The 22535-nt window shown below is 70.5% G+C and carries 24 protein-coding genes and 1 tRNA gene; 16 read left to right on the top strand and 9 right to left on the bottom strand.

Annotated features, from left to right (window positions below; genetic code table 11):
• Window positions 1-187: 187 nt before the first annotated feature.
• Window positions 188-1516, top strand: coding sequence for an MDR family MFS transporter (locus IG90_RS0128400; RefSeq protein WP_030590485.1), 1329 nt, complete (start codon window positions 188-190; stop codon window positions 1514-1516).
• A 187-nt stretch (window positions 1517-1703) separates the two neighbouring features.
• Here the strand turns inward: IG90_RS0128400 and IG90_RS44950 are convergent, their stop codons facing one another.
• Together IG90_RS44950 and phoU are read right to left on the bottom strand one after the other, a co-directional pair.
• The gene (locus tag IG90_RS44950; RefSeq protein WP_164493847.1) at window positions 1704-1844 is read right to left on the bottom strand and encodes a hypothetical protein; all 141 of its coding nucleotides are present in this window, start codon (window positions 1842-1844) and stop codon (window positions 1704-1706) included.
• A 264-nt stretch (window positions 1845-2108) separates the two neighbouring features.
• Window positions 2109-2786 (bottom strand): phosphate signaling complex protein PhoU, encoded by a 678-nt coding sequence (gene phoU, locus IG90_RS0128395; protein WP_030590483.1) that lies wholly within the window; start codon window positions 2784-2786, stop codon window positions 2109-2111.
• Window positions 2787-2984: 198 nt separating this feature from the next.
• Here phoU and phoR point away from each other — a divergent pair, with 198 nt between their 5' ends.
• Window positions 2985-4247 carry a two-component system sensor histidine kinase PhoR gene (gene phoR / locus IG90_RS0128390; RefSeq protein WP_030590481.1) on the top strand — a complete coding sequence of 421 codons (1263 nt, stop codon included), beginning with the start codon at window positions 2985-2987 and terminating at the stop codon, window positions 4245-4247.
• A gap of 5 nt (window positions 4248-4252) precedes the next feature.
• Window positions 4253-4924, top strand: coding sequence for a two-component system response regulator PhoP (phoP, locus tag IG90_RS0128385; protein ID WP_007446453.1), 672 nt, complete (start codon window positions 4253-4255; stop codon window positions 4922-4924).
• 106 nt (window positions 4925-5030) lie between these two features.
• Here phoP and IG90_RS0128380 read toward each other — a convergent pair whose 3' ends face one another.
• The gene (locus IG90_RS0128380; RefSeq protein WP_030590478.1) at window positions 5031-5735 is read right to left on the bottom strand and encodes a hypothetical protein; all 705 of its coding nucleotides are present in this window, start codon (window positions 5733-5735) and stop codon (window positions 5031-5033) included.
• A gap of 666 nt (window positions 5736-6401) precedes the next feature.
• Here IG90_RS0128380 and IG90_RS0128375 point away from each other — a divergent pair.
• The 7 genes from IG90_RS0128375 (at window position 6402) to IG90_RS0128345 (ending at window position 13539) form a co-directional block, all read left to right on the top strand.
• Entirely contained in the window at window positions 6402-6884 is a 483-nt protein-coding gene (locus IG90_RS0128375; RefSeq protein WP_003953493.1) for a CarD family transcriptional regulator, read from the top strand.
• A gap of 423 nt (window positions 6885-7307) precedes the next feature.
• Window positions 7308-8075 (top strand): 2-C-methyl-D-erythritol 4-phosphate cytidylyltransferase, encoded by a 768-nt coding sequence (ispD, locus tag IG90_RS0128370; protein ID WP_033894718.1) that lies wholly within the window; start codon window positions 7308-7310, stop codon window positions 8073-8075.
• Window positions 8065-8529, top strand: coding sequence for a 2-C-methyl-D-erythritol 2,4-cyclodiphosphate synthase (locus IG90_RS0128365; RefSeq protein WP_245170723.1), 465 nt, complete (start codon window positions 8065-8067; stop codon window positions 8527-8529). Before ispD ends, IG90_RS0128365 begins: the two co-directional genes overlap by 11 nt.
• Window positions 8530-8651: 122 nt before the next feature.
• On the top strand, window positions 8652-9056 hold the full coding sequence (locus tag IG90_RS0128360; protein ID WP_030590470.1) for a PPOX class F420-dependent oxidoreductase: 405 nt from the start codon (window positions 8652-8654) through the stop codon (window positions 9054-9056).
• A gap of 188 nt (window positions 9057-9244) precedes the next feature.
• On the top strand, window positions 9245-10645 hold the full coding sequence (gene cysS, locus IG90_RS0128355; protein ID WP_030590468.1) for a cysteine--tRNA ligase: 1401 nt from the start codon (window positions 9245-9247) through the stop codon (window positions 10643-10645).
• A gap of 98 nt (window positions 10646-10743) precedes the next feature.
• Window positions 10744-11700 (top strand): 23S rRNA (guanosine(2251)-2'-O)-methyltransferase RlmB, encoded by a 957-nt coding sequence (gene rlmB, locus IG90_RS0128350; protein ID WP_030590466.1) that lies wholly within the window; start codon window positions 10744-10746, stop codon window positions 11698-11700.
• A gap of 207 nt (window positions 11701-11907) precedes the next feature.
• Window positions 11908-13539, top strand: a complete 1632-nt coding sequence (locus IG90_RS0128345) for a DoxX family membrane protein (RefSeq protein WP_233436177.1) — start codon at window positions 11908-11910, stop codon at window positions 13537-13539.
• A 98-nt stretch (window positions 13540-13637) separates the two neighbouring features.
• Here IG90_RS0128345 and IG90_RS0128340 read toward each other — a convergent pair whose 3' ends face one another.
• From IG90_RS0128340 to IG90_RS0128330, 3 genes are all read right to left on the bottom strand, one after another.
• Window positions 13638-14354, bottom strand: a complete 717-nt coding sequence (locus tag IG90_RS0128340) for a nucleotidyltransferase family protein (protein ID WP_030590461.1) — start codon at window positions 14352-14354, stop codon at window positions 13638-13640.
• 63 nt (window positions 14355-14417) lie between these two features.
• The gene (locus IG90_RS0128335) at window positions 14418-14831 is read right to left on the bottom strand and encodes a hypothetical protein (RefSeq protein ID WP_030590459.1); all 414 of its coding nucleotides are present in this window, start codon (window positions 14829-14831) and stop codon (window positions 14418-14420) included.
• Between the two features lie 233 nt (window positions 14832-15064).
• Window positions 15065-16201, bottom strand: coding sequence for an ABC transporter ATP-binding protein (locus tag IG90_RS0128330; RefSeq protein ID WP_030590457.1), 1137 nt, complete (start codon window positions 16199-16201; stop codon window positions 15065-15067).
• Window positions 16202-16378: 177 nt separating this feature from the next.
• Between IG90_RS0128330 and IG90_RS0128325 the strand changes: the two genes are divergently transcribed.
• Window positions 16379-16452, top strand: a tRNA-Thr gene (locus IG90_RS0128325).
• Window positions 16453-16678: 226 nt separating this feature from the next.
• Here IG90_RS0128325 and IG90_RS0128320 read toward each other — a convergent pair.
• From IG90_RS0128320 to IG90_RS0128310, 3 genes are read right to left on the bottom strand one after another with little or no spacing between them, the layout of a single operon-like run.
• Window positions 16679-17428 (bottom strand): WbqC family protein, encoded by a 750-nt coding sequence (locus IG90_RS0128320; protein WP_233436178.1) that lies wholly within the window; start codon window positions 17426-17428, stop codon window positions 16679-16681.
• On the bottom strand, window positions 17397-18065 hold the full coding sequence (locus IG90_RS0128315; protein WP_030590455.1) for a YdcF family protein: 669 nt from the start codon (window positions 18063-18065) through the stop codon (window positions 17397-17399). Before IG90_RS0128315 ends, IG90_RS0128320 begins: the two co-directional genes overlap by 32 nt.
• Window positions 18066-18079: 14 nt before the next feature.
• A complete protein-coding gene (locus tag IG90_RS0128310; RefSeq protein ID WP_030590452.1) occupies window positions 18080-19180 on the bottom strand; it encodes a helix-turn-helix domain-containing protein in 1101 nt (366 codons plus the stop codon).
• A gap of 153 nt (window positions 19181-19333) precedes the next feature.
• Here IG90_RS0128310 and IG90_RS0128305 point away from each other — a divergent pair, with 153 nt between their 5' ends.
• From IG90_RS0128305 to IG90_RS0128285, 5 genes are read left to right on the top strand one after another with little or no spacing between them, the layout of a single operon-like run.
• Window positions 19334-19762 carry a hypothetical protein gene (locus IG90_RS0128305; RefSeq protein ID WP_030590450.1) on the top strand — a complete coding sequence of 143 codons (429 nt, stop codon included), beginning with the start codon at window positions 19334-19336 and terminating at the stop codon, window positions 19760-19762.
• 8 nt (window positions 19763-19770) lie between these two features.
• Window positions 19771-20172 (top strand): ATP-binding protein, encoded by a 402-nt coding sequence (locus tag IG90_RS0128300; protein ID WP_030590448.1) that lies wholly within the window; start codon window positions 19771-19773, stop codon window positions 20170-20172.
• On the top strand, window positions 20169-20639 hold the full coding sequence (locus tag IG90_RS0128295; protein WP_030590445.1) for a hypothetical protein: 471 nt from the start codon (window positions 20169-20171) through the stop codon (window positions 20637-20639). The genes IG90_RS0128300 and IG90_RS0128295 overlap by 4 nt, the downstream gene beginning before the upstream one ends.
• Window positions 20640-20690: 51 nt before the next feature.
• On the top strand, window positions 20691-21812 hold the full coding sequence (locus IG90_RS0128290) for an adenosylhomocysteinase (protein ID WP_030590441.1): 1122 nt from the start codon (window positions 20691-20693) through the stop codon (window positions 21810-21812).
• A gap of 5 nt (window positions 21813-21817) precedes the next feature.
• On the top strand, window positions 21818-22360 hold the full coding sequence (locus IG90_RS0128285) for an NUDIX hydrolase (protein WP_030590438.1): 543 nt from the start codon (window positions 21818-21820) through the stop codon (window positions 22358-22360).
• Window positions 22361-22535: the final 175 nt, after the last annotated feature.

The following is a 22535-nucleotide window of genomic DNA, read 5'->3' as shown; positions in this document are numbered from 1 at the left end:
CCGTGCGGCCTCCGCGCGCCCGCCCGCAACGCGGACAGGGCCCGGCCGGGGAGGGCCCGACGGCCGGACGATTGACGGTGGGCGTCAATCCGGTGGCGGGCGGGGAGCCGGGCTTCGTAATGTCTCGATGGCCGCCGGGAGTGTTACCCGAGGCCCTCGTTCCGTACGTCCCGTGGGGGGAATCCTTATGTCCGTCGCCGGTCTGCGCAGAGCCGCCCGGGAGACCGTCTCGGGGATGCCCCGCGAGTTCTGGTGGCTGTGGACCAGCACCCTGGTCAACCGCCTCGGGGCGTTCGTCGCGACCTTCATGGCCCTGTATCTGACCCTGGACCGGGGCTACTCCGCCTCGTACGCCGGGCTCGTCGCCGCCCTCCACGGGCTCGGCGGGGTCATCTCCTCGCTCGGTGCGGGCGTGATGACCGACCGGCTCGGGCGGCGGCCCACCATGCTGATCGCCCAGGTCTCCACCGCGGTGTCGGTGGCGGTGCTCGGGTTCATGGTGCATCCCTTCGCCATCGCCGCGGTGGCGTTCTTCGTCGGCATGGCGAGCAACGCCTCCCGCCCCGCCGTCCAGGCGATGATGGCCGACATCGTGCCCCCGAAGGACCGGGTCCGGGCCTTCTCGCTCAACTACTGGGCCATCAACCTCGGCTTCGCGATCTCCTCCGCCGGGGCCGGGTTCATCGCCGAGTACAGCTACCTCGCCGGTTTCATCGGCGAGGCCCTGATGACGCTCGTGTGCGCCGTCGTCGTGTTCGTGAAGGTCCCGGAGTCACGGCCCGCGGAAGCGGTCGTGAAGAGCGCCGGCGGCAAGCGGCCCAAGGACGAGGTGCGGCTGACCACCGTGCTGCGCGACGGGCGCTACATGGGTGTCGTGGGGCTGTCGTTCCTGGTGTCGCTGATCTTCCAGCAGGGGTACGTGGGGCTGCCGGTGGCGATGGGTACGGACGGGCTCTCCAGCTCCGACTTCGGCACCGCCATCGCCGTCAACGGTGTGCTGATCGTGGTCCTGCAGATCCCCGTCACCCGCTTCATCCAGCACCGCGATCCGCGCCGGCTGCTGATCATCTCCTCGCTGCTCGCCGGGTACGGCTTCGGGCTGACGGCCTTCGCCGGGTCGGTCGCGGCGTACGCCCTGACGGTGTGCGTCTGGACGCTGGCCGAGATCGTGAACGCGCCCACCCAGACGGGTCTGGTCGTGCAGTTGTCGCCCGCCGAGGGCCGGGGCCGCTACCAGGGCGTGTACACGATGTCGTGGTCGGTGGCCGCGCTCGTCGCGCCGCTGATGTCCGGCTTCGTCATCGACCACTACGGCGCCACCTGGCTCTGGACCGCCTGCGCCGTGATCGGCACGGTCGCCGGCCTCGGCTACTGGCTGCTGATGCGCAACCTGCCGCGCGAGGAGCACGACGTTGCGGACGCCCTGCCCGAGCCCGCACCCGTCCCGGCCGAGGCCCGGCCGGACCAGGCCGAGCCGGAGCCCGCACCCGCGCCGTCGGCGGAGCGGGCCGTCTGACCGGCGGCCCGTCGAGCGGACGCCGCCCGCCCGGAATCCGGACGCGGGCAGCGCCTTGCCCCGGGCCTCCTCCGGGCAGCGCTTCGCCCCGGGCCCGGGACCCGGAACCTGAACGCGGAACGGCGCCCGCCCGGAGGAAGAACCGGGCGGGCGCCGTCCGTTGCGTACGCGGTGCGAGTCGGCCGGATCAGCCGCCGCACTGGCACGGGGCACCGGACTGGCAGCCGCACCCGCAGCCCGAGCCGCAGCCGCAGGCGCCGAGCACGCCTCGGTGCACCACTTCGGTCGGGGTCTCCTGCTGGGGTTCGGTCATGGGGGAATCGGCCATGGTCCCTCCTCAGGGCGTACGGCTGGGGCGGCGGTCGGCATGGTGCACCGCCCCGCCCCATTGCACGCCCATCCCGGCAGGCGCATCAACGGCGCACGCGCGCAGGAACGTATGTGCGACCCGCGTACGCCAGTAGTGATGCCCATGGATACCGGGCTGGTGACGCTCCGGCACGGCGTCGCCGCACCGGAGCCGTACCGGAGCCCTGTCGGAGTCGTACCGTCGCCGTACCGCAGCCGCACCGTCGCCGTACCGCAGCGGCCGTTACGCGCCCTCGACCGGCGCCGCCGCCTGGATCTCGTCCGCGTGCTCACCCGTCACCAGGTAGACGACGCGCTTGGCGACCGACACCGCGTGGTCGGCGAAGCGCTCGTAGTAGCGGCCCAGCAGCGTCACGTCGACGGCCGTCTCGATGCCGTGCTTCCAGCGGTCGTCCATCAGGTGCTGGAACAGCGTGCGGTGCAGCAGGTCCATCTCGTCGTCGTCCTGCTCCAGCTGGAGCGCCAGATCGACGTCCTTGGTGATGATGACCTCCGCCGCCTTGGCCATCAGGCGCTGGGCGAGCTGGCCCATCTCCAGGATGGTGGCGTGGAGGTCGTGCGGGACCGCCGCCTGCGGGAAGCGCAGCCGGGCCAGCTTCGCCACGTGCTGGGCGAGGTCGCCCGAGCGCTCCAGGTCGGCGCTCATCCGCAGCGAGGTCACCACGATGCGCAGGTCGGTCGCCACCGGCTGCTGGCGGGCGAGGAGCGCGATGGCGCGGGCCTCCAGGTCGTGCTGGAGGTCGTCGACCTTCTGGTCGCCGGCGATCACGTTCTCGGCCAGCGTCAGGTCGGCGTCGAGCATGGACGTGGTCGCCCGCCCGATCGCCGAGCCGACCAGCCGGGCCATCTCGACCAGGCCTTCTCCGATCGAATCGAGTTCCTCGTGGTAAGCGTCGCGCATGGAAGTCCCTCTCCAGTTCCAAACTGAGGCCGGGGTCTCGGACCGACCCCCACGGTTACACGGTGGGGGCACAACGCGTCGGGATCCGACCCCCTAAGTGAACCGGCTCCATCCCCTCGGTGAACTCTGGGCGACGAGTGTTCGAGAAGGCACTCGGACGGCTGGGAGGGAGTCGGCGCACCCGCATAACCTTGAAGCATGGACGTGAACGCGGCGGTCGCCGCAGCTGCAGCGATCGCCGGTCTCTGTACCGGTGTGATCGCCATGCTGGCGTTCCGCTGGAGCGAGCGCGACCTGAAACGGCCCACGCGTACGTCCCTGCGGCCCGACAGCAACGCGGCCCTGCCCCCCGGAGTGGACACCGTCCTCTCCGTTCTCAGCTCCTCCGCCGTCGTCCTCGACGAGAGCGACAGCGTGGTCAAGGCCAGCTCCGCGGCGTACGCCCTGGGTCTGGTCAGGGGCGGCCGGCTGGCCGTCGAGCCCATGCTCAACATGGCCAGGGACACCCGGCGGGACGGGGAGATACGACAGGGCGAGCTGGACCTGCCCCGGCGCGGCACCGGCCGGGGGGACACCCTCGCCGTCTCCGCCCGGGTCGCCCCGCTGGGCTCGCGACTGGTGCTGCTGCTGGTGGAGGACCTCACCGAGGCCCGCCGGATAGAAGCGGTACGGCGCGACTTCGTCGCCAACGTCAGCCATGAGCTCAAGACGCCGACCGGGGCGCTCTCCCTGCTCTCCGAGGCGGTCATGGACGCCTCCGACGACCCGGAGGCGGTGGAGCGGTTCGCCGGGCGGATGCAGATCGAGGCGACCCGGCTGACCAACCTCGTCCAGGAGCTCATCGACCTCTCCCGGGTGCAGAACGACGACCCGCTGGAGGACGCCGAGCCGGTCAAGGTGGAGACGCTGGTGGCCGAGGCGATCGACCGCTGCCGCCAGCAGGCCGGCTCGAAGCAGATCACCATGGCCTCCGCGGGCACCGAGGACCTCACGGTCTGGGGCAACCGCGGCCAGCTCGTCGGCGCGCTCGGCAACCTCGTCGAGAACGCCGTCAACTACAGCCCCGCCCACACCCGCGTCGGCATCGCCGCACGCCGGATGGCATCGCCCGGCGGGGACCTCATCGAGATAGCCGTCACCGACCAGGGGATCGGCATCTCCGAGAAGGACCGCGAACGGGTCTTCGAGCGGTTCTACCGCGTCGACCCGGCCCGCTCACGGGCCACCGGTGGCACCGGTCTCGGCCTCGCCATCGTCAAGCACGTGGCCGCCTCGCACGGCGGGGAGGTCACCGTCTGGAGCTCCGAAGGACAGGGCTCCACCTTCACCCTCCGGCTGCCCGAATCGGGCGCCACGAGGGAGCGCACCACCGGCGGACCGCTTATCGTCAACGGCGACGACGAGGGGCCGTACGAGACCGACACCTTTGACCCCTTCCCTGCCCCGGAGGCTCTTCCGTGACCCGAGTGCTTGTCGTCGAGGATGAGGAATCCTTCAGCGACGCCCTGTCCTACATGCTGCGCAAGGAAGGTTTCGAGGTCGCCATCGCGGCGACCGGCCCCGACGGGCTGGACGAGTTCGAGCGCAACGGCGCCGACCTGGTCCTGCTCGACCTGATGCTGCCCGGCCTGCCCGGCACCGAGGTGTGCCGCCAGCTCCGCAGCCGCTCCAACGTCCCGGTGATCATGGTCACCGCCAAGGACAGTGAGATCGACAAGGTCGTCGGGCTGGAAATAGGAGCCGACGACTACGTCACCAAGCCCTTCTCCTCCCGGGAGCTCGTCGCCCGCATCCGGGCCGTCCTGCGTCGCCGCGGGGAGCCGGAGGAGGTCACCCCGGCCGCCCTGGAGGCGGGACCGGTCCGGATGGACGTGGACCGGCACGTGGTCACCGTCTCCGGCGGCAAGGTCGACCTCCCGCTCAAGGAGTTCGACCTGCTGGAGATGCTGCTGCGCAACGCGGGCCGGGTGCTGACCCGGATGCAGCTCATCGACCGGGTCTGGGGCGCGGACTACGTCGGCGACACCAAGACCCTCGACGTCCACGTGAAGCGCCTGCGCGCCAAGATCGAGCCCGACCCGGGTGCGCCGCGCTACCTCGTCACCGTGCGGGGCCTGGGGTACAAGTTCGAGCCGTAAACCGCGAGGCCGCGTATGCCGAAGGGGCGCTTCCCGGCCGGGAAGCGCCCCTTCGGCGTGCGTGCTGTGTGCGGTGTGCCCGCGTTACGGGGCCGGAGCGCCCGCGTCAGTCGGCCGCGGGCACCGAGGCGGCGTCGCCCGCGCCCTGCGCAGCCGCGTCGCCCTGGGCGCCTTCGGTGCCGGAGCCGTTCGCCGGCGCACCGGACGTCTCGCCCGTGGTCGCGCCGGGGGTCTCCCCCTCGCCGGAGGCGTTGCCCGACGGGGTCGGGCTCGGCTTCGGCGCGGGCGCCTCCGCCTTGGGGCTGGGGCCGAAGTCCTTGAAGAAGCCCTCGGCGGGGAAGACGCTGGCGCCGAGGCCGACGTCGCCGGTCCGGCTGAGCTTGAAGACGACCTGCTGGACGTCACCGTTGCGCGCGGCCTCGCCACTGTTCTCGATCACGGCGGCGGCGTTGCCCTTGCCGCCGATGATGACCTGGCCGCCGGCCGGGACCACGATGGGCCCCTCGCCCTCGGCGGCCTGGAGCTTCACCTCGACGTCGCTGCCGGGCAGCGTGACCGCCTCCAGCACCTCGCGCTCGGTGCCGTCGTTGAACAGCGTCGCGGCGACGACGGCGGGGCCGTCCGCGCCGCCGTCGGGCTGCGTGATCACGTTGACGTTCTGGATCTTGATGTCGCCCACCGTGGTGGCCGGGTTGTCCGGCCTGACCTTGAGCGTCTCGGCGTTGTTGCCCGCCGCACAGGCGGACAGGGAGACGATCGAGAGCACGGTGGCGGTGGCGGCGAGGGCGCCGTGTCGAAGGCTGCGGCTCACGGCGGCGGCAACTCCTTGAACGATCGGATCTGCGGGCTTCGGACGTCGGGCGTCGGGCGGTGGTGTGAAGCCGCCCCAAGGGTGTGTCAGCGGCCTTAGGCTACCGAGCCGCCGTGCCCGCCCCGCACCCGACCCGCCCCTTGGAGGTGTCTCGTCGATCAGGGCCGGGCCCGCCCTTCCGCGGCAGGCCCGCCGAACGGTCCGCGAGGTGTTCCCGCAAGGTGTTCTACCGGCCGGTACGCCATGTGCCGTTCACATAATCCGTGTGATCAATTCTTCCGCCCGCGTCGTGGCTTCTTCTCCATTCCCCGCTTCGCGGCGGAAAAGTGCCGGGCGGCCCCTGGCTTGATCAATTTCATTGCGGCCCGGCAGTTACGCTCGTACGGGTGAGCGGTCATCGAACGGAGTATGGAATGATCGCCATCCGTAAACCGACAAAACGGGACTTTCGCCCTCTTCTGCAGGACTTCCGGGGCATGTGACGTGGGTGTTTCGCTCCGGGTGCGCAGTGGCTCCGACCTGCGAATACCGCCTTCCGGAAGCCTTCCGCAGCACGTCCGTGTCGCTGTTGTCAAGCCCCGAGATATGCCCTGACCTGCGAAAACGCCATTCAGGAGATGCGGTTCTCGTGTTACTCTGGATAGCCACGGAAGGGGTACCTGTCACATGACGTTCAAGGTTGGCGACACCGTGGTCTATCCCCATCACGGGGCCGCGCTGATCGAGGCTATCGAAACTCGCCAGATCAAAGGCGTGGACAAGACCTACTTGGTGCTCAAGGTCGCCCAGGGCGACTTGACGGTTCGTGTGCCGGCGGACAACGCGGAGTTCGTAGGCGTGCGCGACGTGGTCGGGCAGGACGGGCTGGACCGGGTCTTCGAGGTGCTGCGCGCACCGTATGCCGAAGAGCCGACGAACTGGTCCCGGCGCTACAAGGCAAATCTCGAAAAGCTCGCCTCCGGCGATGTCATCAAGGTCGCCGAAGTAGTGCGTGACCTGTGGCGTCGGGAGCGCGAGCGCGGTCTCTCCGCCGGAGAGAAGCGCATGCTCGCCAAGGCCCGCCAGATCCTGGTGAGCGAACTCGCTCTCGCGGAGAACACGAACGAGGACAAGGCCGAGGCCCTGCTCGACGAGGTCCTCGCGTCCTGAAACCGGATCGCACCGGTCGTATGAATGTGCCGCGGTGCCCGCTGACCAGCCGTTTCCACGCTGTGTCGTCGGGCGCTGCGGCATGTTCGGACCCAGAACCGCATGCTCGGACCCGGATCCGCAGGTCCGGATCCGGACCCACCAACTCCGACCCGCGTCCACATCCGGTGCCCGACTGCCGGTCACCCTCGTGCCCGCGGCGTGATCCGTGAATGCGGCGACCGTCGCTACGCGGCGGCCTCCGGTGGTGCTTGAGCGCCCGATGCGACCTGTGCTCGACCGGGTGTCACGGAAGGGGCCCGGTGCGAGTCAGGGCGTCACGCCCGGCTCGCTGGGCCCCTACCCATGTCGGTCGTGGAAACAAACCTGCCGAACCTTCGGACCTTCCCCCTCGGACCCTCTCGGACCTTCGGAGTGCAACCGATGTCATCGACGCCACCCCCGACCGACCGGCCGCGCCCTCCCCGTACCGCCGCGGTGATCCCCGCCGCCGGGCGGGGCGTGCGACTCGGGCCGGGCGCGCCCAAGGCCCTCCGGGTGCTCGGCGGGACGCCCATGCTGATCCACGCCATTCGCGCCATGGCCGCGTCCCGCGCCGTCTCCCTCGTCGTGGTCGTCGCCCCGCCGGACGGCGCGCCCGAGGTGAAGCACCTCCTCGACGAGCACGCGCTGCCCGAGCGCACCGACTATCTGGTCGTGCCGGGCGGTGAGACCCGCCAGGAGTCCGTGCGCCTGGGCCTCGACGCGCTGCCCGAGGACTTCTCCGTCGTCCTGGTCCACGACGCCGCCCGCCCCCTGGTGCCGGTCGACACGGTCGACGCGGTCGCCGCCGCCGTACGGGACGGTGCACCCGCCGTCGTCCCCGCGCTGCCCCTCGCGGACACCGTCAAGGAGGTCGAGCCGGCCGGGACGCCCGGCGAGCCGGAGCCGGTGCTCGCCACCCCCGTACGGGCCAGGCTGCGCGCGGTGCAGACGCCGCAGGGCTTCGACCGGGACACGCTGGTGCGGGCCCACGCCGAGGTCGCGCTCGACGGCGAGGGCGCCACGGACGACGCGGGCATGGTGGAGCGCCTCGGCGCGCCGGTGGTCGTCGTCCCCGGCCACGAGGAGGCGTTCAAGGTGACCCGGCCGCTCGACCTCGTACTGGCCGAAGCGGTACTCGCCCGCAGGAGGGCCAACGATGGCTTCTGAGCAGCATGCGGCCGGAACGCCCGCCGCACCCGTCATCCCGCTCGTCGGGATCGGCACCGACATCCACGCCTTCGAGGAGGGCCGCGAGCTGTGGTGCGCGGGCCTGAAGTGGGAGGGCGAGGGCCCCGGTCTCGCCGGTCACTCGGACGCCGACGTCGTCGCGCACGCCGCGTGCAACGCGCTCTTCTCCGCCGCCGGTCTCGGCGACCTGGGGCAGCACTTCGGCACCGGCCGCCCCGAGTGGTCCGGGGCCGCGGGCATCACACTGCTCACCGAAGCCGCCCGGATCGTCCGCGCCGGGGGCTTCGAGATCGGGAACGTCGCTGTCCAGGTCGTCGGTGCATCGCAAGGCGGAGGGGCATCCGCATACTGGATGTATGTGGATGTTCCGACAACGCGGCGAGGTGCCGTAGCTGTCGTCGTGCGCCCGCCGGGAATCGCGGGACAGCCCTAGCCGCACCGGCACCGGCGTTCACTCTTCCGGCGGGCCGCGGCGGGAAGGAAGCGGGGGCGCGCACGGTTACGAGGTAGAAGCATCGGACCGATCGCCCCGCAGGCACTCAGGAGGACGTACGCATGACCGCCGCACTCTCCGCCGAGCTCAAGAACCTGCTCGACACCCCCGTGTTCGTCAACATCGCCACCATCCAGCCCGACGGCAGCCCCCAGGTCTCCCCGGTCTGGGTCAAGCGCGACGGCGACGACGTCCTGATCTCCACCACCGTCGGCCGCCGCAAGGAGAAGAACCTCCGCCGCGACCCGCGCGTCACCGTGGTCGTCCAGCCCTTCGACGCCCCGTACAGCTACGCCGAGATCCGCGGCGAGGCGACGCTGACGACGGACGGCGGACAGGAACTGATCGACGAGCTCTCGGTGAAGTACACCGGCAAGCCGTACGCCGAGTTCAACCCGAACTCCGGCGCCGACGACCCCCGTGTGGTCGTCCGCATCTCCCCGCGCAAGGTCGTCGGCAGCATCTGAGGCCGCTCAGGGCCGGTCGTCACCTTCCCGCCTGCCGGGCGATGCCCGGCGCGCACGCTCGCGGAGGGCGTCCCGCGCACCCCGGGAGACGCTCTCCGGGCCGCTCCGGGCCATCCCGGTACCAGAAAGTTGTCCCCGCGATCCCCAAGGGTCGCGGGGCACTGGTGCGGGCCTACTACCCTTGAGGCGTGACTATTCGCCTGCACGACACCAGCGCCCGGCAGATCCGTGACTTCGTCCCGCTCACAGCGGGCTGTGTCTCGATCTACCTCTGTGGCGCCACCGTCCAGGCAGCACCGCACATCGGCCACATCCGCTCGGGCCTGAACTTCGACATCATGCGCCGCTGGTTCACCTACCGCGGCTACGACGTCACGTTCATCCGGAACGTCACCGACATCGACGACAAGATCATCGCGAAGTCCGCCGAACAGGGCCGCCCGTGGTGGTCGATCGGCTACGAGAACGAGCGCGCGTTCAACGACGGCTACAACGCGCTCGGCTGCCTGCCGCCCACCTACGAGCCCCGCGCCACCGGCCACGTTCCCGAGATGATCGAGATGATGCGCGGCCTGATCGAGAGCGGTCACGCCTACGAGGCCCACGGCAACGTCTACTTCGACGTGCGCTCGCTGCCCGGCTACCTGGAGCTCTCCAACCAGGAGCTGGACGATCTGCGCCAGCCCTCCGGCGAGGGCGAGACCGGCAAGCGCGACCAGCGTGACTTCGCCATGTGGAAGGCCACCAAGCCGGGCGAGCCCAGCTGGGAGACGCCCTGGGGCCGTGGCCGGCCCGGCTGGCACCTGGAGTGCTCCGCGATGGCCCACAAGTACCTGGGCTCCGCCTTCGACATCCACGGCGGCGGCATCGACCTGATCTTCCCGCACCACGAGAACGAGATCGCCCAGGCCAAGGCCTACGGCGACGAGTTCGCGAAGTACTGGGTGCACAACGGCTGGGTCACCCTGTCCGGCGAGAAGATGTCGAAGTCGCTGGGCAACTCCGTCCTCGTCGGCGAGATGGTCAAGCAGTGGCGCCCGATCGTCCTGCGCTACTACCTCGGCACCCCGCACTACCGGTCGATGATCGAGTACAGCGAGGAGGCCCTGCGCGAGGCCGAGTCCGCGTTCGCGCGGATCGAGGGCTTCGTCCAGCGCGTCACCGAGAAGGCCGGGGAGACCGTTCCCCCCGCCGCCGAGGTGCCGCCCGCCTTCGCCGAGGCGATGGACGAGGACCTCGGCGTACCGCAGGCGCTGGCGATCATCCACACCACCGTCCGCCAGGGCAACAGCGCGCTCGCCGCCGACGACAAGGAAGCCGCCGCCGCCCGCCTCGCCGAGGTCCGGGCCATGCTCGGCGTCCTCGGCCTGGACCCGCTCGACCCGCACTGGGCGGGCGAGGGGGACCGGAGCGAGGACCTGCACGGCGTCGTCGACACGCTCGTCGGCCTCGTCCTCGACCAACGGCAGTCGGCACGCGCCCGCAAGGACTGGGCCGCCGCCGATGCCATCCGCGACCAGCTGAGCCAGTCCGGCCTCGTCATCGAGGACAGCCCCACCGGCCCCCGGTGGACGCTGGGACCGCGCTGAGCACCCGCTCCGAGCAGTGAGATCGTGCCGCCCGGCGATCCGGGCGGCACACTTTCCTTATACGTACGTACGTCTGAAAGCAACGAAACAGGTAGATCATGGCCGGGAACAGCCAACGCAGGAACCGCCGCACGTCCAACAAGAAGGGCATGCAGGTCGGCAGCGGTGGCCAGCGACGCCGTGGTCTCGAAGGCAAGGGACCGACGCCGCCCGCCTCCGCCCGTAAGGGGCACAAGAAGAACCGGGTCGCCAACGCCCAGGCCAAGCAGGCCGCGGCCCGCCGTCCCGCGCCCCGGCGCGGCGGCGTGAAGGGCACCTCGGAGATGGTCGTCGGCCGCAACCCGGTCTACGAGGCCCTGCGCGACGGCGTGCCCGCCGTCACCCTCTACGTCCAGCAGTACATCGACAACGACGAGCGCGTCCGGGACGCCCTCAAGCTCGCGAGCGAGCGCGGCAACATCAACCTGATGGAGGCCCCGCGCCCCGAGCTGGACCGGATGACGAACGGCCTGAACCACCAGGGCCTCGTCCTCCAGGTCCCGCCGTACGAGTACGCGCACCCGGAGGACCTCACCGCCGCCGCGTACGACAACAACGAGGACCCGCTGATCGTCGCCCTCGACGGGGTGACCGACCCGCGCAACCTCGGCGCCATCGTCCGCTCGGTCTCCGCGTTCGGCGGCCACGGCGTGGTCGTCCCCGAGCGCCGCGCGGCCGGCATGACCGCCGGAGCGTGGAAGTCCTCCGCCGGCACGGCGGCCCGCACCCCGGTCTCCCGGGTCACCAACCTCACCCGCGCGCTGGAGGGCTACCAGAAGGCGGGCCTCACGGTCGTCGGCCTGGCCGCCGACGGCGAGCACACGGTGGAGGACCTGGAGCAGCTGGCCGGCCCGGTCGTCATCGTCATCGGCAGCGAGGGCAAGGGCCTCGGCCGGCTCGTCGGCGAGACCTGCGACTACCGGGTCCGGATCTCGATGCCGGGCGGCGCGGAGTCGCTCAACGCCGGTGTCGCCGCGGGCATCGTGCTGTACGAGGTGGCGCGCCGCCGCGGATAGCCGCGCGCGGAGTCCGCGCCCCGGCGCGACGGGGCCGCGGCGTTCGCGCCGCGGCCACGCGCCCGGCAACCGGATCGCCCGATCCGCGAGTTGACGCGCGAACGCCGAACACAGATCCAGGATGCCCGAGTTTGGCCTGATCTTGACGGGTCTCGGACACATCCGGTGCGGTCAAGGCAGTGTCCTAAGCACACATCACTCGGTTAGATGAGTGTGGACACCAGAACGCCTCGGTTCGACGAGCAACCCGCCCTGAGCATGACCAAGGTGGACAGCGACCCCGCGCAGGTCATCGTCAACCACGCCAGCTTCCGGGTGCAGCTCGCCCCGGGCCAGCGCGCACGGCTGCGCGGTGCCCCCGCGGAAACGGCCCGCATCCCCGCCATGAGCGGCGCCGCCGGAGGCCGCAGGCGGGCACCGGTCGTCTGGAGCGGCAGGTCCGCTCCCGGCGACCCCGGCGCGACGGGCCTCCTCCAGGCCGTGCGCAACTCCACCGCCGGACACCTCGACGCCGGACTCGGCGGGGTCTCCGGGGGCGGGCACGGGCACGAAGCGGGCGCGACGCAGGTCATCCCGCTCCTGGAGGAGACGCAGCCCAACCCCGTACTGACCGCCCCCCACCAGCCCGGACGCACCGGACCGCTGCTGCCGCCCATGCGGCAGGCCGTCGGCGCGTACGACGACCCGGTCGACCGACCCGACGACCCCGGCCGGCCCGACGGCGTCGACGACGACTACGACGAAGCCGCGGACTCCCGCGCCCGGCGCCACGGCAACGACCCCGTCCGGCACGCCTACTACCCCGGCCACCGGATGAACCTGGGCGTCGTCCTGCTCCCCATGCGGGTGCTCCTCGGCTTCATCGCCATCTACGCCGGCATGGGCAAGCTGTGCGACCCCGTCTACTTCGACGGCGGCGAGCGCGGCTCGATGGTCAAGTGGCTGACCTCCCTGCACCCGTGGGCGCTCGCCGAGCCCCTGCGCGACTTCGCCCTCTCCCACCCCGTCGGCGCCGGACTCACCGTCGCCTTCCTCCAGGTCGTGGTCGGCGTGCTCACCGTCCTCGGCCTCTGGCAGCGGGTCGCCGCCGCCTTCGGCGCGCTGCTCTCCGCCGCGCTGCTGGTGACGGTCAGCTGGCGCTCGGTCGCGGTGTACGACGCCCCCGACATCATCCTGCTCGCCGCGTGGAGCCCGCTGATCATCGCGGGTGCCCCGGTCTACTCCGTGGACGGCCGACTGGCCGGGGAAGCCTGGCGCAAGCTCGGCCCGCGCTCGGAGATCTGGGACCTGCGCCGCCGGGTCCTGCGCCGGGGCACCGTCGTCGCCACGGTCGTCGTCGGCCTCACCCTGCTCATCGGCTCCATCCTCGGCGGCGCCGTCCGCTCCACCGAGGTCGTCACCGTCCCCGGCCGCAACGACAACCCCACCAACCGCCTCCCCGGCATGCCGCTGCCCCAGGAGTCCACCGGCGAACGCCAGGCCTCCCGTACGCCGGAGCAGCAGCGACAGCCGGAGCCCACCCGCTCCGGCGCGGCCACCGCACCCGCCCCCGGGCAGGCGACCCCGGGCGCGACCCGCGACTCCGGCGGCCAGAGCACCGGCGCGGACACCCGGCCCAGCCAGACCCAGGGCACCGGCCAGGCACCCCCGCAGCAGTCCACCCCGCAGCAGCCCCCGGCCGCCACCAGTGCCGGACCCGCCTCGTCCGGCTCCACCGGCGGCGACGCCTCCTCCGGCGGCGGCGAACCGGCACCCACCGGCGGCTCCACCTCCTCCGGCGGCGAGGGATCGACCTCGGGCGGCGGAGGGCGGAACCCGATCGGCGGCCTCCTCGGCTGACAGTGAGGATGTGACGGCACACAGGACGGCGCCCACCCGGACGGAAGACCGGGTGGGCGCCGCCCCGTGCGTGCGCGTTCTGCGGGTGCCGGTGTCCGTCAGGCGGTGGGGGAACCGAGCTCGCGGGCCGCTTCGGTCAGGTCCTTCGCGGTGTCGATGGCCCGCCAGTACGCCCCGTTCGGCAGCGGATACCCGGCCAGCCGGCGCTCGCGGGCCAGCCGCGGGAACGTGGTCCGCTCATGGTCGCCCCGGTCCGGCAGCAGCTCCGTGAACGCCGGCGAGAACACGTAAACCCCGGCGTTGATCAGATACGGCGACGGCGGCGACTCGATGAAGTCGGTGATGTGCCCGAACGCGTCCGTCTCCACGGCGCCCCACGGGATCCGGGGCCGGGCGAGCGCGAGGGTGGCGGTGGCATCGCGCTCCGCGTGGAAGGCGGCCATCTCCCGCAGGGAGAAGCGCGTCCAGATGTCGCCGTTGGTCGCGTACCAGGGCTGCTCCGGATCGGGCAGCCGCCCGGCCGCGTACTTCAGTCCGCCGCCGCGCCCCAGCGGCTCGGTCTCCACGACGGTGGTGACCCGGAGCGGCAGCACGGCCGCCTCCAGCCACTCCTGGAGCACCTCGGCGAGATGCCCGCAGGAGACCACGGCGTCGGTGACCCCCTCGGCGGCCAGCCAGGACAGCTGATGGCCGATGATCGGAGTCCCGGTCCCGGGGATCTCGACCATCGGCTTGGGGCGGTCGTCGGTGTACGGCCGCAGCCGCGACCCCTGGCCACCGGCAAGGATCACGGCCTGCGTCGGATACGTATGCATGGCAGGCACGATATGCGGTGCCCGCCGACGGAGGGCACCGCTCCGCGCGGCCGCCTCCCGGGCTCAGCTGAACTGCGCGACGCCCGAGGCGAACGAGGTGTCGCAGACGGGCCGGGAGAAGCGGTGCGCACGGGTCGGGCCGTACTGCTCGACGGCCGCCTTGCCGAGGGCCCGGGCGATCGACATGCAGTGGCGGGCGAGCGAGGGGCGCTGCTCGACGGCGCGCTGGAGGCCCGTGAGCGCGGTGCCCGGGTCCTTCTCCTGGAGCTCCACGAGCAGCTTCTCGCGCAGGACGTCCTGCGGGGCGTGCGGCTTCGCGGGCTTGGACACGGTCTCCGATGAGGCGGCCAGCAGCTGGGAGTCGTTGTCCGACGCCGCCCACGGAACGCTGGTGACCGCGAGGGTCCCGGACAGAACCATGACGACGGGCAGGACGAGAGCGAGGGATCGGCCGATGCGGCGCGCGGTGTGGGTCACGCAGCGAGCGTAGCGGCCAGTGATGACCTGGCGACAATTCGTCACCCTCGCGGGGGATGGTTCGACGCGCCCTTTCGAATACGAGGTTGACGAACCGGGGCGAAATGCCCTGTGTGCCGGGGTATTTGACGTCGCCCGGCACCGAAACCCAAACCAGCCGGGACCACGCAAACGGCCCCGCACCCCCTTGCGCCTTGCGGGGGTGCGGGGCCGGGCGTACGGCGGGCGGGGCGTCAGTTGGTGAGCCGCTCACCGGTGGAGGTCGCGAAGACGTGCAGCTCGTCCGGGCGCGGGACGACGTGCAGCTCGGTGCCCTTCTCCGGGACGGCACGGCCGCCGACACGGACGACCAGGTCCTTGTGCTCGCCGGCGACCTGGGCGCCGCCGTAGACGAAGCCGTCGGCGCCGAGCTCCTCGACGACGTTGACGGAGACGGCGAGACCGGCCGGCGCGTCGGAGGCGTCCTTGGTCAGCGACTTGGCGGCGGCGCCACCGTGCTCGACGATGTCGAAGTGCTCGGGGCGGATGCCGACCGTGACGGTGGTGTCGCCACGGTCCGCGGCGGCGGAGAGCGCCTCGCGGGAGACCGGGACGACGCTGTTGCCGAACTTCACGCCGCCGTCGGTGATCGGGACCTCGACGAGGTTCATCGCGGGGGAGCCGATGAAGCCGGCGACGAAGAGGTTCGCGGGGCGGTCGTACATGTTGCGCGGCGAGTCGACCTGCTGGAGCAGCCCGTCCTTCAGCACCGCGACCCGGTCGCCCATGGTGAGGGCCTCGACCTGGTCGTGGGTGACGTACACGGTGGTGATGCCGAGGCGGCGCTGCAGCGAGGCGATCTGCGTACGGGTGGAGACACGGAGCTTGGCGTCGAGGTTCGACAGCGGCTCGTCCATGAGGAAGACCTGCGGCTCACGCACGATGGCCCGGCCCATCGCCACACGCTGACGCTGACCACCGGAGAGCGCCTTCGGCTTGCGGTCCAGGTAGTCGGTGAGGTCCAGCATCTTTGCGGCCTCTTCGACCTTCGCCCGGATCTCCGTCTTGTTGATACCGGCGATCTTCAGCGCGAAGCCCATGTTGTCCGCGACGGACATGTGCGGGTAGAGCGCGTAGTTCTGGAACACCATGGCGATGTCCCGGTCCTTCGGCGGCAGGTGCGTGACGTCGCGGTCACCGATGCGGATCGCACCGCCGTTGACGTCCTCGAGACCCGCGAGCATGCGCAGGGAGGTCGACTTGCCACAACCGGAGGGACCGACGAGGACGAGGAACTCACCGTCCGCGATGTCGATCTCGAGCTGGTCCACGGCCGGCTTCGTGGAGCCGGGGTAGACGCGGGACGCCTTGTCGAACGTGACACTGGCCATGCTGAATCTTCTCCTCAACCGGCAGGAACGTGCCGGACGATCCGAGTAGGGAGTGGTCTGGTCCACAGACGCGAACCTGCCGTGACGCTACCTGGCGGTTCCCGATCTGTCAGTAGTCCGAGGCACACCTTTATCGCGGACGGGCGGGCGCGAGGTTGGTTAGACTGCTCCCGGCACGCCTCCTTAGCTCAGCTGGCCAGAGCAACGCACTTGTAATGCGTAGGTCGTCGGTTCGAATCCGACAGGGGGCTCCGAGAAACCCCAGGTCACATAGCCCGTGACCTGGGGTTTTCTGTTGCGCAGGGCATGACGGGGCACACTGTCGGGGTACCGAAGCACTACCGCATCAGCCGTCGGCGCCCCTTCCCGCAGCGACCGGCCGCCGACACCGGCCGGGACTCCCACGAGTCGGCCGACCCGCGCACACCGCTGATCCGGAACAGTCGCCCACAGGCCGCGGTCAAGCGGCGGCCGCCATCAGGCGTGGTCCGAGGCGAGCCTCTGCATGATGGTGGCCACCTCCTGAGGGCCGAGTGCCGCCAATGCCCCGAGCGAACTGAGACTCCGACCGGAGGACCAGATGCCGGTCGTCGGCGGCCGGAACGGCGTGACGGCGATGCCCTCGGCGGCGAACGGTGCCGGGTCGAGGTACGCCATGCCGCCGGTTCCGCAGAGATAGGCGCGGGCACCGGTGATGGCGGAGAGATCGGCGAGCCGCTGGGAACGCCCTGGCCGGGAGGGCAGATCGCTGCCGGTGAGGATCTCGCCCTGCCAGCCGAGCAGGCCGAGCAGAGCACGCGTGGAGGTTTCGGCGACCGTGGCGGTCCTGCCCGTACCGAAGGCATCCAGTACTGGGGCCAGGGCCTGTGCGAGAGCGGGCCAGTAGGGGCTCGCACCGTAGTACTGCCGCAGCATCCCCGCAGTTTTGCGGCAGGCCCGGTCGGGATCGTCGATCAACGTGTCCCGGATGAGCGTCGGACGTCCATGGGGGAGGCGGGTAGGGACGGTGATCCACTGCCGACGGTCCGATTCGTCGAGGTCGCCGAGGCGGGCTCGGTGCTGGTAGTCGCGGCGGGTGAACTGCACGTCGTCCAGGACGATCCAGTAGTCCGCCGCGAACAGCTTGGCCAGCGTCGTCAGTCTCGGGAACAGATTGGGCTGGTGGATGGCACACAGCCCGCCCGACTCCGGCAGGTCAGGAAGCGATGAGACGGCTGATGAAGCCATCACGGATGAGGGATTCGTACGCTGCATGCACGTCCTCCGGGACCTCCTGCTCGATGGCGAAACCGAGCTTCGGATACTCGATGACCCGCTGGAGATCGCCGACGAGCATGTCCAGCACGAGCTTCTCGTCGCCGATGGACTTCACGTAGTCGTCGAGCTCCAACGGCTCCGACGCGCAGAGAATCTCGACGTCGGGCCAGAGCTTGCGGGCGGTCGCGAACGACCGCCGTTCCATATAGGGCTTGGAGACCAGCAGCACCGTCGTCGGGTGGATACCGGCGGCGGCAAGGACCTGACGGGAGAGAGTGATGTTCTGCCCCGTGTTGCCGGCGTCCGGTTCCAGCAGGATCGCCTCTGCGGGTACGCCGAGGTAGATGGCGTGCTCGCGGAAGTGGACGGCCTCGCCTCGGGGGAAGACCTTGGCGGTGGTGGGGCTGTTGCCGCCGGTGAAGACCAGGGTCGAGAAGAGTCCGGCGCGGTACAGCTCGGCGGAGTGCGTGGCGACGCCGAGGTCGTGGCTGCCCAGGCCGATCGCCACGTCGACGGGCCGCAACTGGTGGTGCATCTGGTGGTAGTCCCAGATGAGCGCGGCCCGGTGCCACTGGTCCTCGGTGATGGCCTGCTGCTTGTCGCTCACGCGTCTCTCCCTGGTCACCGTCGCCGGGGGCCGGTCGACCCCTCGTTCATGGCCTTGATGCCCTCGATACTGCGCAATTGGTGGACGAGTCCATACTGCGCGGCCGTGCGCGTGGCCCGATCGAGGACAAGGAGCCCATCATCCCGGGTCGCCGTGTCGGAGAGCAGGATGTGGCCATGGGCGGTATCCAGCCGTACGCGTTGCATCGGTGAGTCGGTGGCTCCACTGCCGCGGGCGATGTCGATGTAGTGCAGGGCTTGGGTGAGGTCGTCGGCACCTCGGCGGGCAAGGGCTAGTTTCTGGTGGGCCACCGACCAGTCGTCGGGTTCGGTGAGGTCCTCGAAGTCGCGGGTCGCGGCCTGCATGACGCGGGTCGCGTAGTCGTGCCGACCGTTCTTGCTCAGCGCCGTGCCCACCCACAGGCGGGCCCTGGCACGGTCCCGACGGGAGAGCCGGTCGTCGACGGCGAGGGCTTCGTAGTGGCGGGCGGCAACCTCCAGGCTGCCGGACATTTCCGTGATCACCGCGAGGGAAAGGTCGAGCTGCGCGACACGTCGCGGGATGTCGAGCTGGGTGAAGACCGCGCGCGCCCTGGTGTAGGAGTGCTGGGCGGAGAGTGGTCCGAGCACAGCGCCTTGGTCGCGTTTGACGTCACCGAGCAGCGCAGTCGATCGGGCGAAAAGGTACAGGCCCTTCTCGTCCATTTCCCTGGCGTCGTACCGCGTCAGCCAGCGGCTGAGCAGGCTGTCGGCGAAGGCGAAGTTCTGGCGGGAGAGCGCGACCACCACGCGGTCCAGGTCCTCGGCCCACGATTCGTACTCCCAAGCTCGCGGGCCGGCAGTGGTGACGCGCCGCCCGGCGTTCTGCACGGTGCTGGCCATCTCGGACAGGAGGGTCTCGAAACGCAGGTGGGCGGGAGCGTCAGCGCGTCCGAGGGCGGTGTCGAGGATGGCCTGGGTGTCAGGTCTGGGCTCGGTCTCGGCGCGCTTGCTCTCCCACTTCGAGACCGTCGCGACGGCCACACCGAGGTGCTCGGCAAAGGCCCGCACGCTCAGACGTAGAGCGAGACGCAGAGCCCTGGCCTCCAGGCCGGTCCAGTGGTGCACGGTTGCCACGCCTTGCTCCCTTCCACCGTCATCGAAGCAGATGCCCGGGGGCGGCGGGACGGAAGTGGAACGGAAGTAGAACGACGGGTGATTGGCCAGGAGTTCGGGGACCTCCATGCTCAGGAGCGTCACCACCTGCCGACTCCTTGGACGGTCCCCAGCATGGAACCCCTCACGGAACATCGCCCGGTCAGCGGGCCTGTCATCTACGGATTCCTGCGGCTGGTGCGGGTCTCCGAAGCCAGGCAAGAGGCGCTGGCCGCCTCGCTCGCCGAGTACTGCCGCAGGCACGAGCTGGAGCTGTCCGGCGTCTTCACTGATCGCGAGGCGAGTGCCGGACCCGGTTCGGCGGCCTTCACTGGTCTGCTGGACGTGTTGGCCCTGCCGGACGTCTACGGCGTACTCGCCCCGGCCGCGTCCCACCTTGGCCCGAAGGCGATAGCCGCTGAGCGCGGTCGGTGGATTGAGGCGGCCGGCTCCCGGCTACTGCTCGTCCGGCGGCCCTGCCCTGCGCGCGCGTCGGGCGCCTCCAGTGGCACTGCTCCCCGCCACGGCTGCGGACCCGCCCGCCTCCTGGACGCCGAGTCATGAGGACACCCATGATCGAAACGGACCAGCGCTTCTTCGAGGTCACTCCCAAATCCGTCCAACAGGCGCGGGAATTCGCCACCGCGACCCTGGCCGGGTGGGGCCGTGGTGAACGGATCGACGATGTCCGTCTCTGCGTCTCCGAGCTGGCGACGAACGCGCTGGTCCACGGCACCGTCTCCGACCACGGATTCCTGGTCCGCCTCGACGCCGAGGACGACGGCGTACGCCTGGAGGTGCACGACAGCCGCCGCGAACGCCCCAAGACGCGTGAGGCCGCCGACACCGACCTGTCCGGACGCGGCCTGGTCCTGGTGGCCGCGCTCGCCGACGACTGGGGAGTGCAGGACCGCACGCCTTTCGGGAAGATCGTTTGGTCCTCCTTCAAGGGCGCGGGAGGGAACCGGGCGTGACCGCCATCCCTACTCCGACCGGACCTGAGCCCCGACTACTGCTCTCGCTCGCTGCTTGGAGCTGGCCGGGCATCGGTCCGGACGACCGCGAGATCGCCCACATCCTGATCACGCACAGTCCTGCCCCGGCTCTCCCCGACACCGCTGACGCGCTCGAAGCCCGCATGCGGTGTCTCGCGGACAGCCTCGGCGGACTGGGCCGGGCAGAGGACGTGGTTCCGGACGCCGGCCGCTGCCTGCACATCATTGGCGACCAAGTGTTTCTGCACTTCCCCGGCGCCTTCCACAGGCTGCGGCTGCCGAGCCGCCCCGCCTGGACGGCTCTGGTCGCCCGCACCGGCACAGCCGTTCTCCTGCTCGGCTTGGAATCGTTGTCGCAGTCCGCCGACGCATCCCAGCTCGACACCTACCTGGGTACGGCAAGCCGGTCCGACCGGCTGCTGTACGGGATGGCCCGCACCCGCTGACCGCCTGAAACCTCCTGCACGTTCCGGTTGTACGGACGAGAGGGAACTGAGATGGAAACCTTCGAACGCGCCAAGCTGGACGCCTACTTCGCCCGGATCGCCGCCCAGTTCGCCCCCGACGAGCAGACCTCGTCGCTCCTGATCACTCACCTGTTGGCCGAGCGCCCCGCATTCGTCCGTGCCGTCGCCTCGATGACCCGGCTCGCGGCGGTGCTGCCCAAGCCGAAGTCCGTCGACCCGGCCGCCCAGCGTGAGACCGAGCGGACCGTCGCCGTCGACTCGCTCACCCGCGAACTGTTCGCCGACCCGGACACGGCACTGGACTACCTCGAATCCCGGGCCGCCGGAGAATCCGTCGCCCTCCTCGACGTCGGGGGCTACTTCTCCCCTACCCTCACCGACCTCCACAGCCGCTTCACCGGTCGCCTGGTCGGCGTCGTCGAGGACACCGAGAACGGCCACCGCCGCTACGACGCCCTCGACAAGCTGCCCTGCCCTGTGGTCTCGGTGGCCCGCTCCCCGCTCAAGGACCCCGAGGACTTCCTCGTTGGCCAGTCCGTGGTGTTCTCCACCGAGGCCGTCATGCGTGGCCGCGGCGACATCCTCCACGGCCGCCCCGCCCTGGTGATCGGCTTCGGCAAGCTCGGCTCCTCCATCGCCAGGCTCCTGCACGCCAAGGGCGTCCAGGTCACCGTCTTCGACATCGACCCCGTCCGACGTACTCAGGCCCTGTCCCAGGGGTTCACCGTCGCCCGCGACCGTGAGACCGCTCTCACGGGTGCCGGGCTGGTGCTCTGCGCCACCGGCGCGGTCTCCCTGCGCGGCGAGGACTTCTCCCACCTGCGCAACGGCGCCTACGTCGCCACCGTCACCTCCAGCGAGGACGAGCTCGACCTCGCCGGCCTGCCGGACGTCTACACCCGCACGGTCGTCGGCGACCACGTCACCCGCTACCAGACCACCGGCCATTACTTCTATCTGGCGAACGGCGGCAATGCCGTCAACTTCATCCACGGCGCAAGCGTTGGACCGTTCATCTTCCTGATCCAGGCCGAGATCCTCGCCGCGATCAGGATGCTTACCCACGGGGACCTCACCCCTGGCATCCACGAGGTCTCCGCACCTGACCGCGAGGCCATCGCGGCGACCTGGCTCTCCTACTTCAACAGGTGATCACCATGCCCATCACGGCCCAGCACATCCGCACCACCATCACCGCGTACCTCGACCAGCACCCCGAGGACAAGCGCGAGATCACCGTCGTCCAGGGCCTCCTCGACGACGGCGACGACCTCACCAGCCGCAAGTCCCTGCCGGGACACGTCACCGCGGGGGCGATCCTCGTCGGCCGTGACGGCCGCGTCCTGCACATCCTCCATAACGCCACCGGCAAATGGCTGCTGCCCGGTGGTCACATCGAACCCTCGGACGACACGCTCCTGCAGGCCGCTGGCCGTGAGCTCGCCGAGGAGACCGGCATCCCACCCCAGGTCGTCACCCCGCACAGCGAGATCCCACTGCACATCGATATCCACCCCATCGCCGCCGATCCGACCAAGAGCGAGCCCGCCCATCAGCACTTCGACTTCCGCTTCCTCTTCCGTACCACTGCCGACATCGGCGAACTGCAGGCCGAAGAAGTCACCGATGCAGCATGGCGCACGGTGGAGAGCTTTTCCGATGAGCGGCTGAGGCAGCGGGTCGCCCGGGCGATTCTCTAACCTCGAGAGGCCACCGGCTCCCGGGCACGAATACGATGTGGCCATGCTCGGGGGCGTCCGTTCTCCCTGTGGTCCCACCGCTCCGCCCACTCCCGAGGGCAGCCAGATGAAGGTCCTCCGGCGTAGCGCAATCGTCGTTCAGGCAACCGCGACCATGAGTACCCAGAGTCATGAG

Source organism: Streptomyces anulatus, from assembly GCF_000721175.1.
Taxonomy (GTDB): Bacteria; Actinomycetota; Actinomycetes; order Streptomycetales; family Streptomycetaceae; genus Streptomyces; species Streptomyces anulatus_C.
This window is presented reverse-complemented; position numbering and strand designations above follow the sequence as displayed.

Coding starts and splice junctions, on each gene's coding strand:
- rlmB (WP_030590466.1), top strand. CDS start 10,744: ATGGCCGGGAACAGCCAACGCAGGAACCGCCGCACGTCCAACAAGAAG.
- phoR (WP_030590481.1), top strand. CDS start 2,985: ATGGACGTGAACGCGGCGGTCGCCGCAGCTGCAGCGATCGCCGGTCTC.
- IG90_RS0128330 (WP_030590457.1), bottom strand. CDS start 16,201: ATGGCCAGTGTCACGTTCGACAAGGCGTCCCGCGTCTACCCCGGCTCC.
- IG90_RS0128285 (WP_030590438.1), top strand. CDS start 21,818: ATGCCCATCACGGCCCAGCACATCCGCACCACCATCACCGCGTACCTC.
- IG90_RS0128290 (WP_030590441.1), top strand. CDS start 20,691: ATGGAAACCTTCGAACGCGCCAAGCTGGACGCCTACTTCGCCCGGATC.
- IG90_RS0128305 (WP_030590450.1), top strand. CDS start 19,334: ATGGAACCCCTCACGGAACATCGCCCGGTCAGCGGGCCTGTCATCTAC.
- ispD (WP_033894718.1), top strand. CDS start 7,308: ATGTCATCGACGCCACCCCCGACCGACCGGCCGCGCCCTCCCCGTACC.
- IG90_RS0128375 (WP_003953493.1), top strand. CDS start 6,402: ATGACGTTCAAGGTTGGCGACACCGTGGTCTATCCCCATCACGGGGCC.
- IG90_RS44950 (WP_164493847.1), bottom strand. CDS start 1,844: ATGGCCGATTCCCCCATGACCGAACCCCAGCAGGAGACCCCGACCGAA.
- IG90_RS0128400 (WP_030590485.1), top strand. CDS start 188: ATGTCCGTCGCCGGTCTGCGCAGAGCCGCCCGGGAGACCGTCTCGGGG.
- IG90_RS0128360 (WP_030590470.1), top strand. CDS start 8,652: ATGACCGCCGCACTCTCCGCCGAGCTCAAGAACCTGCTCGACACCCCC.
- IG90_RS0128320 (WP_233436178.1), bottom strand. CDS start 17,428: ATGGCTTCATCAGCCGTCTCATCGCTTCCTGACCTGCCGGAGTCGGGC.
- IG90_RS0128345 (WP_233436177.1), top strand. CDS start 11,908: ATGAGTGTGGACACCAGAACGCCTCGGTTCGACGAGCAACCCGCCCTG.
- phoU (WP_030590483.1), bottom strand. CDS start 2,786: ATGCGCGACGCTTACCACGAGGAACTCGATTCGATCGGAGAAGGCCTG.
- IG90_RS0128300 (WP_030590448.1), top strand. CDS start 19,771: ATGATCGAAACGGACCAGCGCTTCTTCGAGGTCACTCCCAAATCCGTC.
- IG90_RS0128365 (WP_245170723.1), top strand. CDS start 8,065: ATGGCTTCTGAGCAGCATGCGGCCGGAACGCCCGCCGCACCCGTCATC.
- IG90_RS0128340 (WP_030590461.1), bottom strand. CDS start 14,354: ATGCATACGTATCCGACGCAGGCCGTGATCCTTGCCGGTGGCCAGGGG.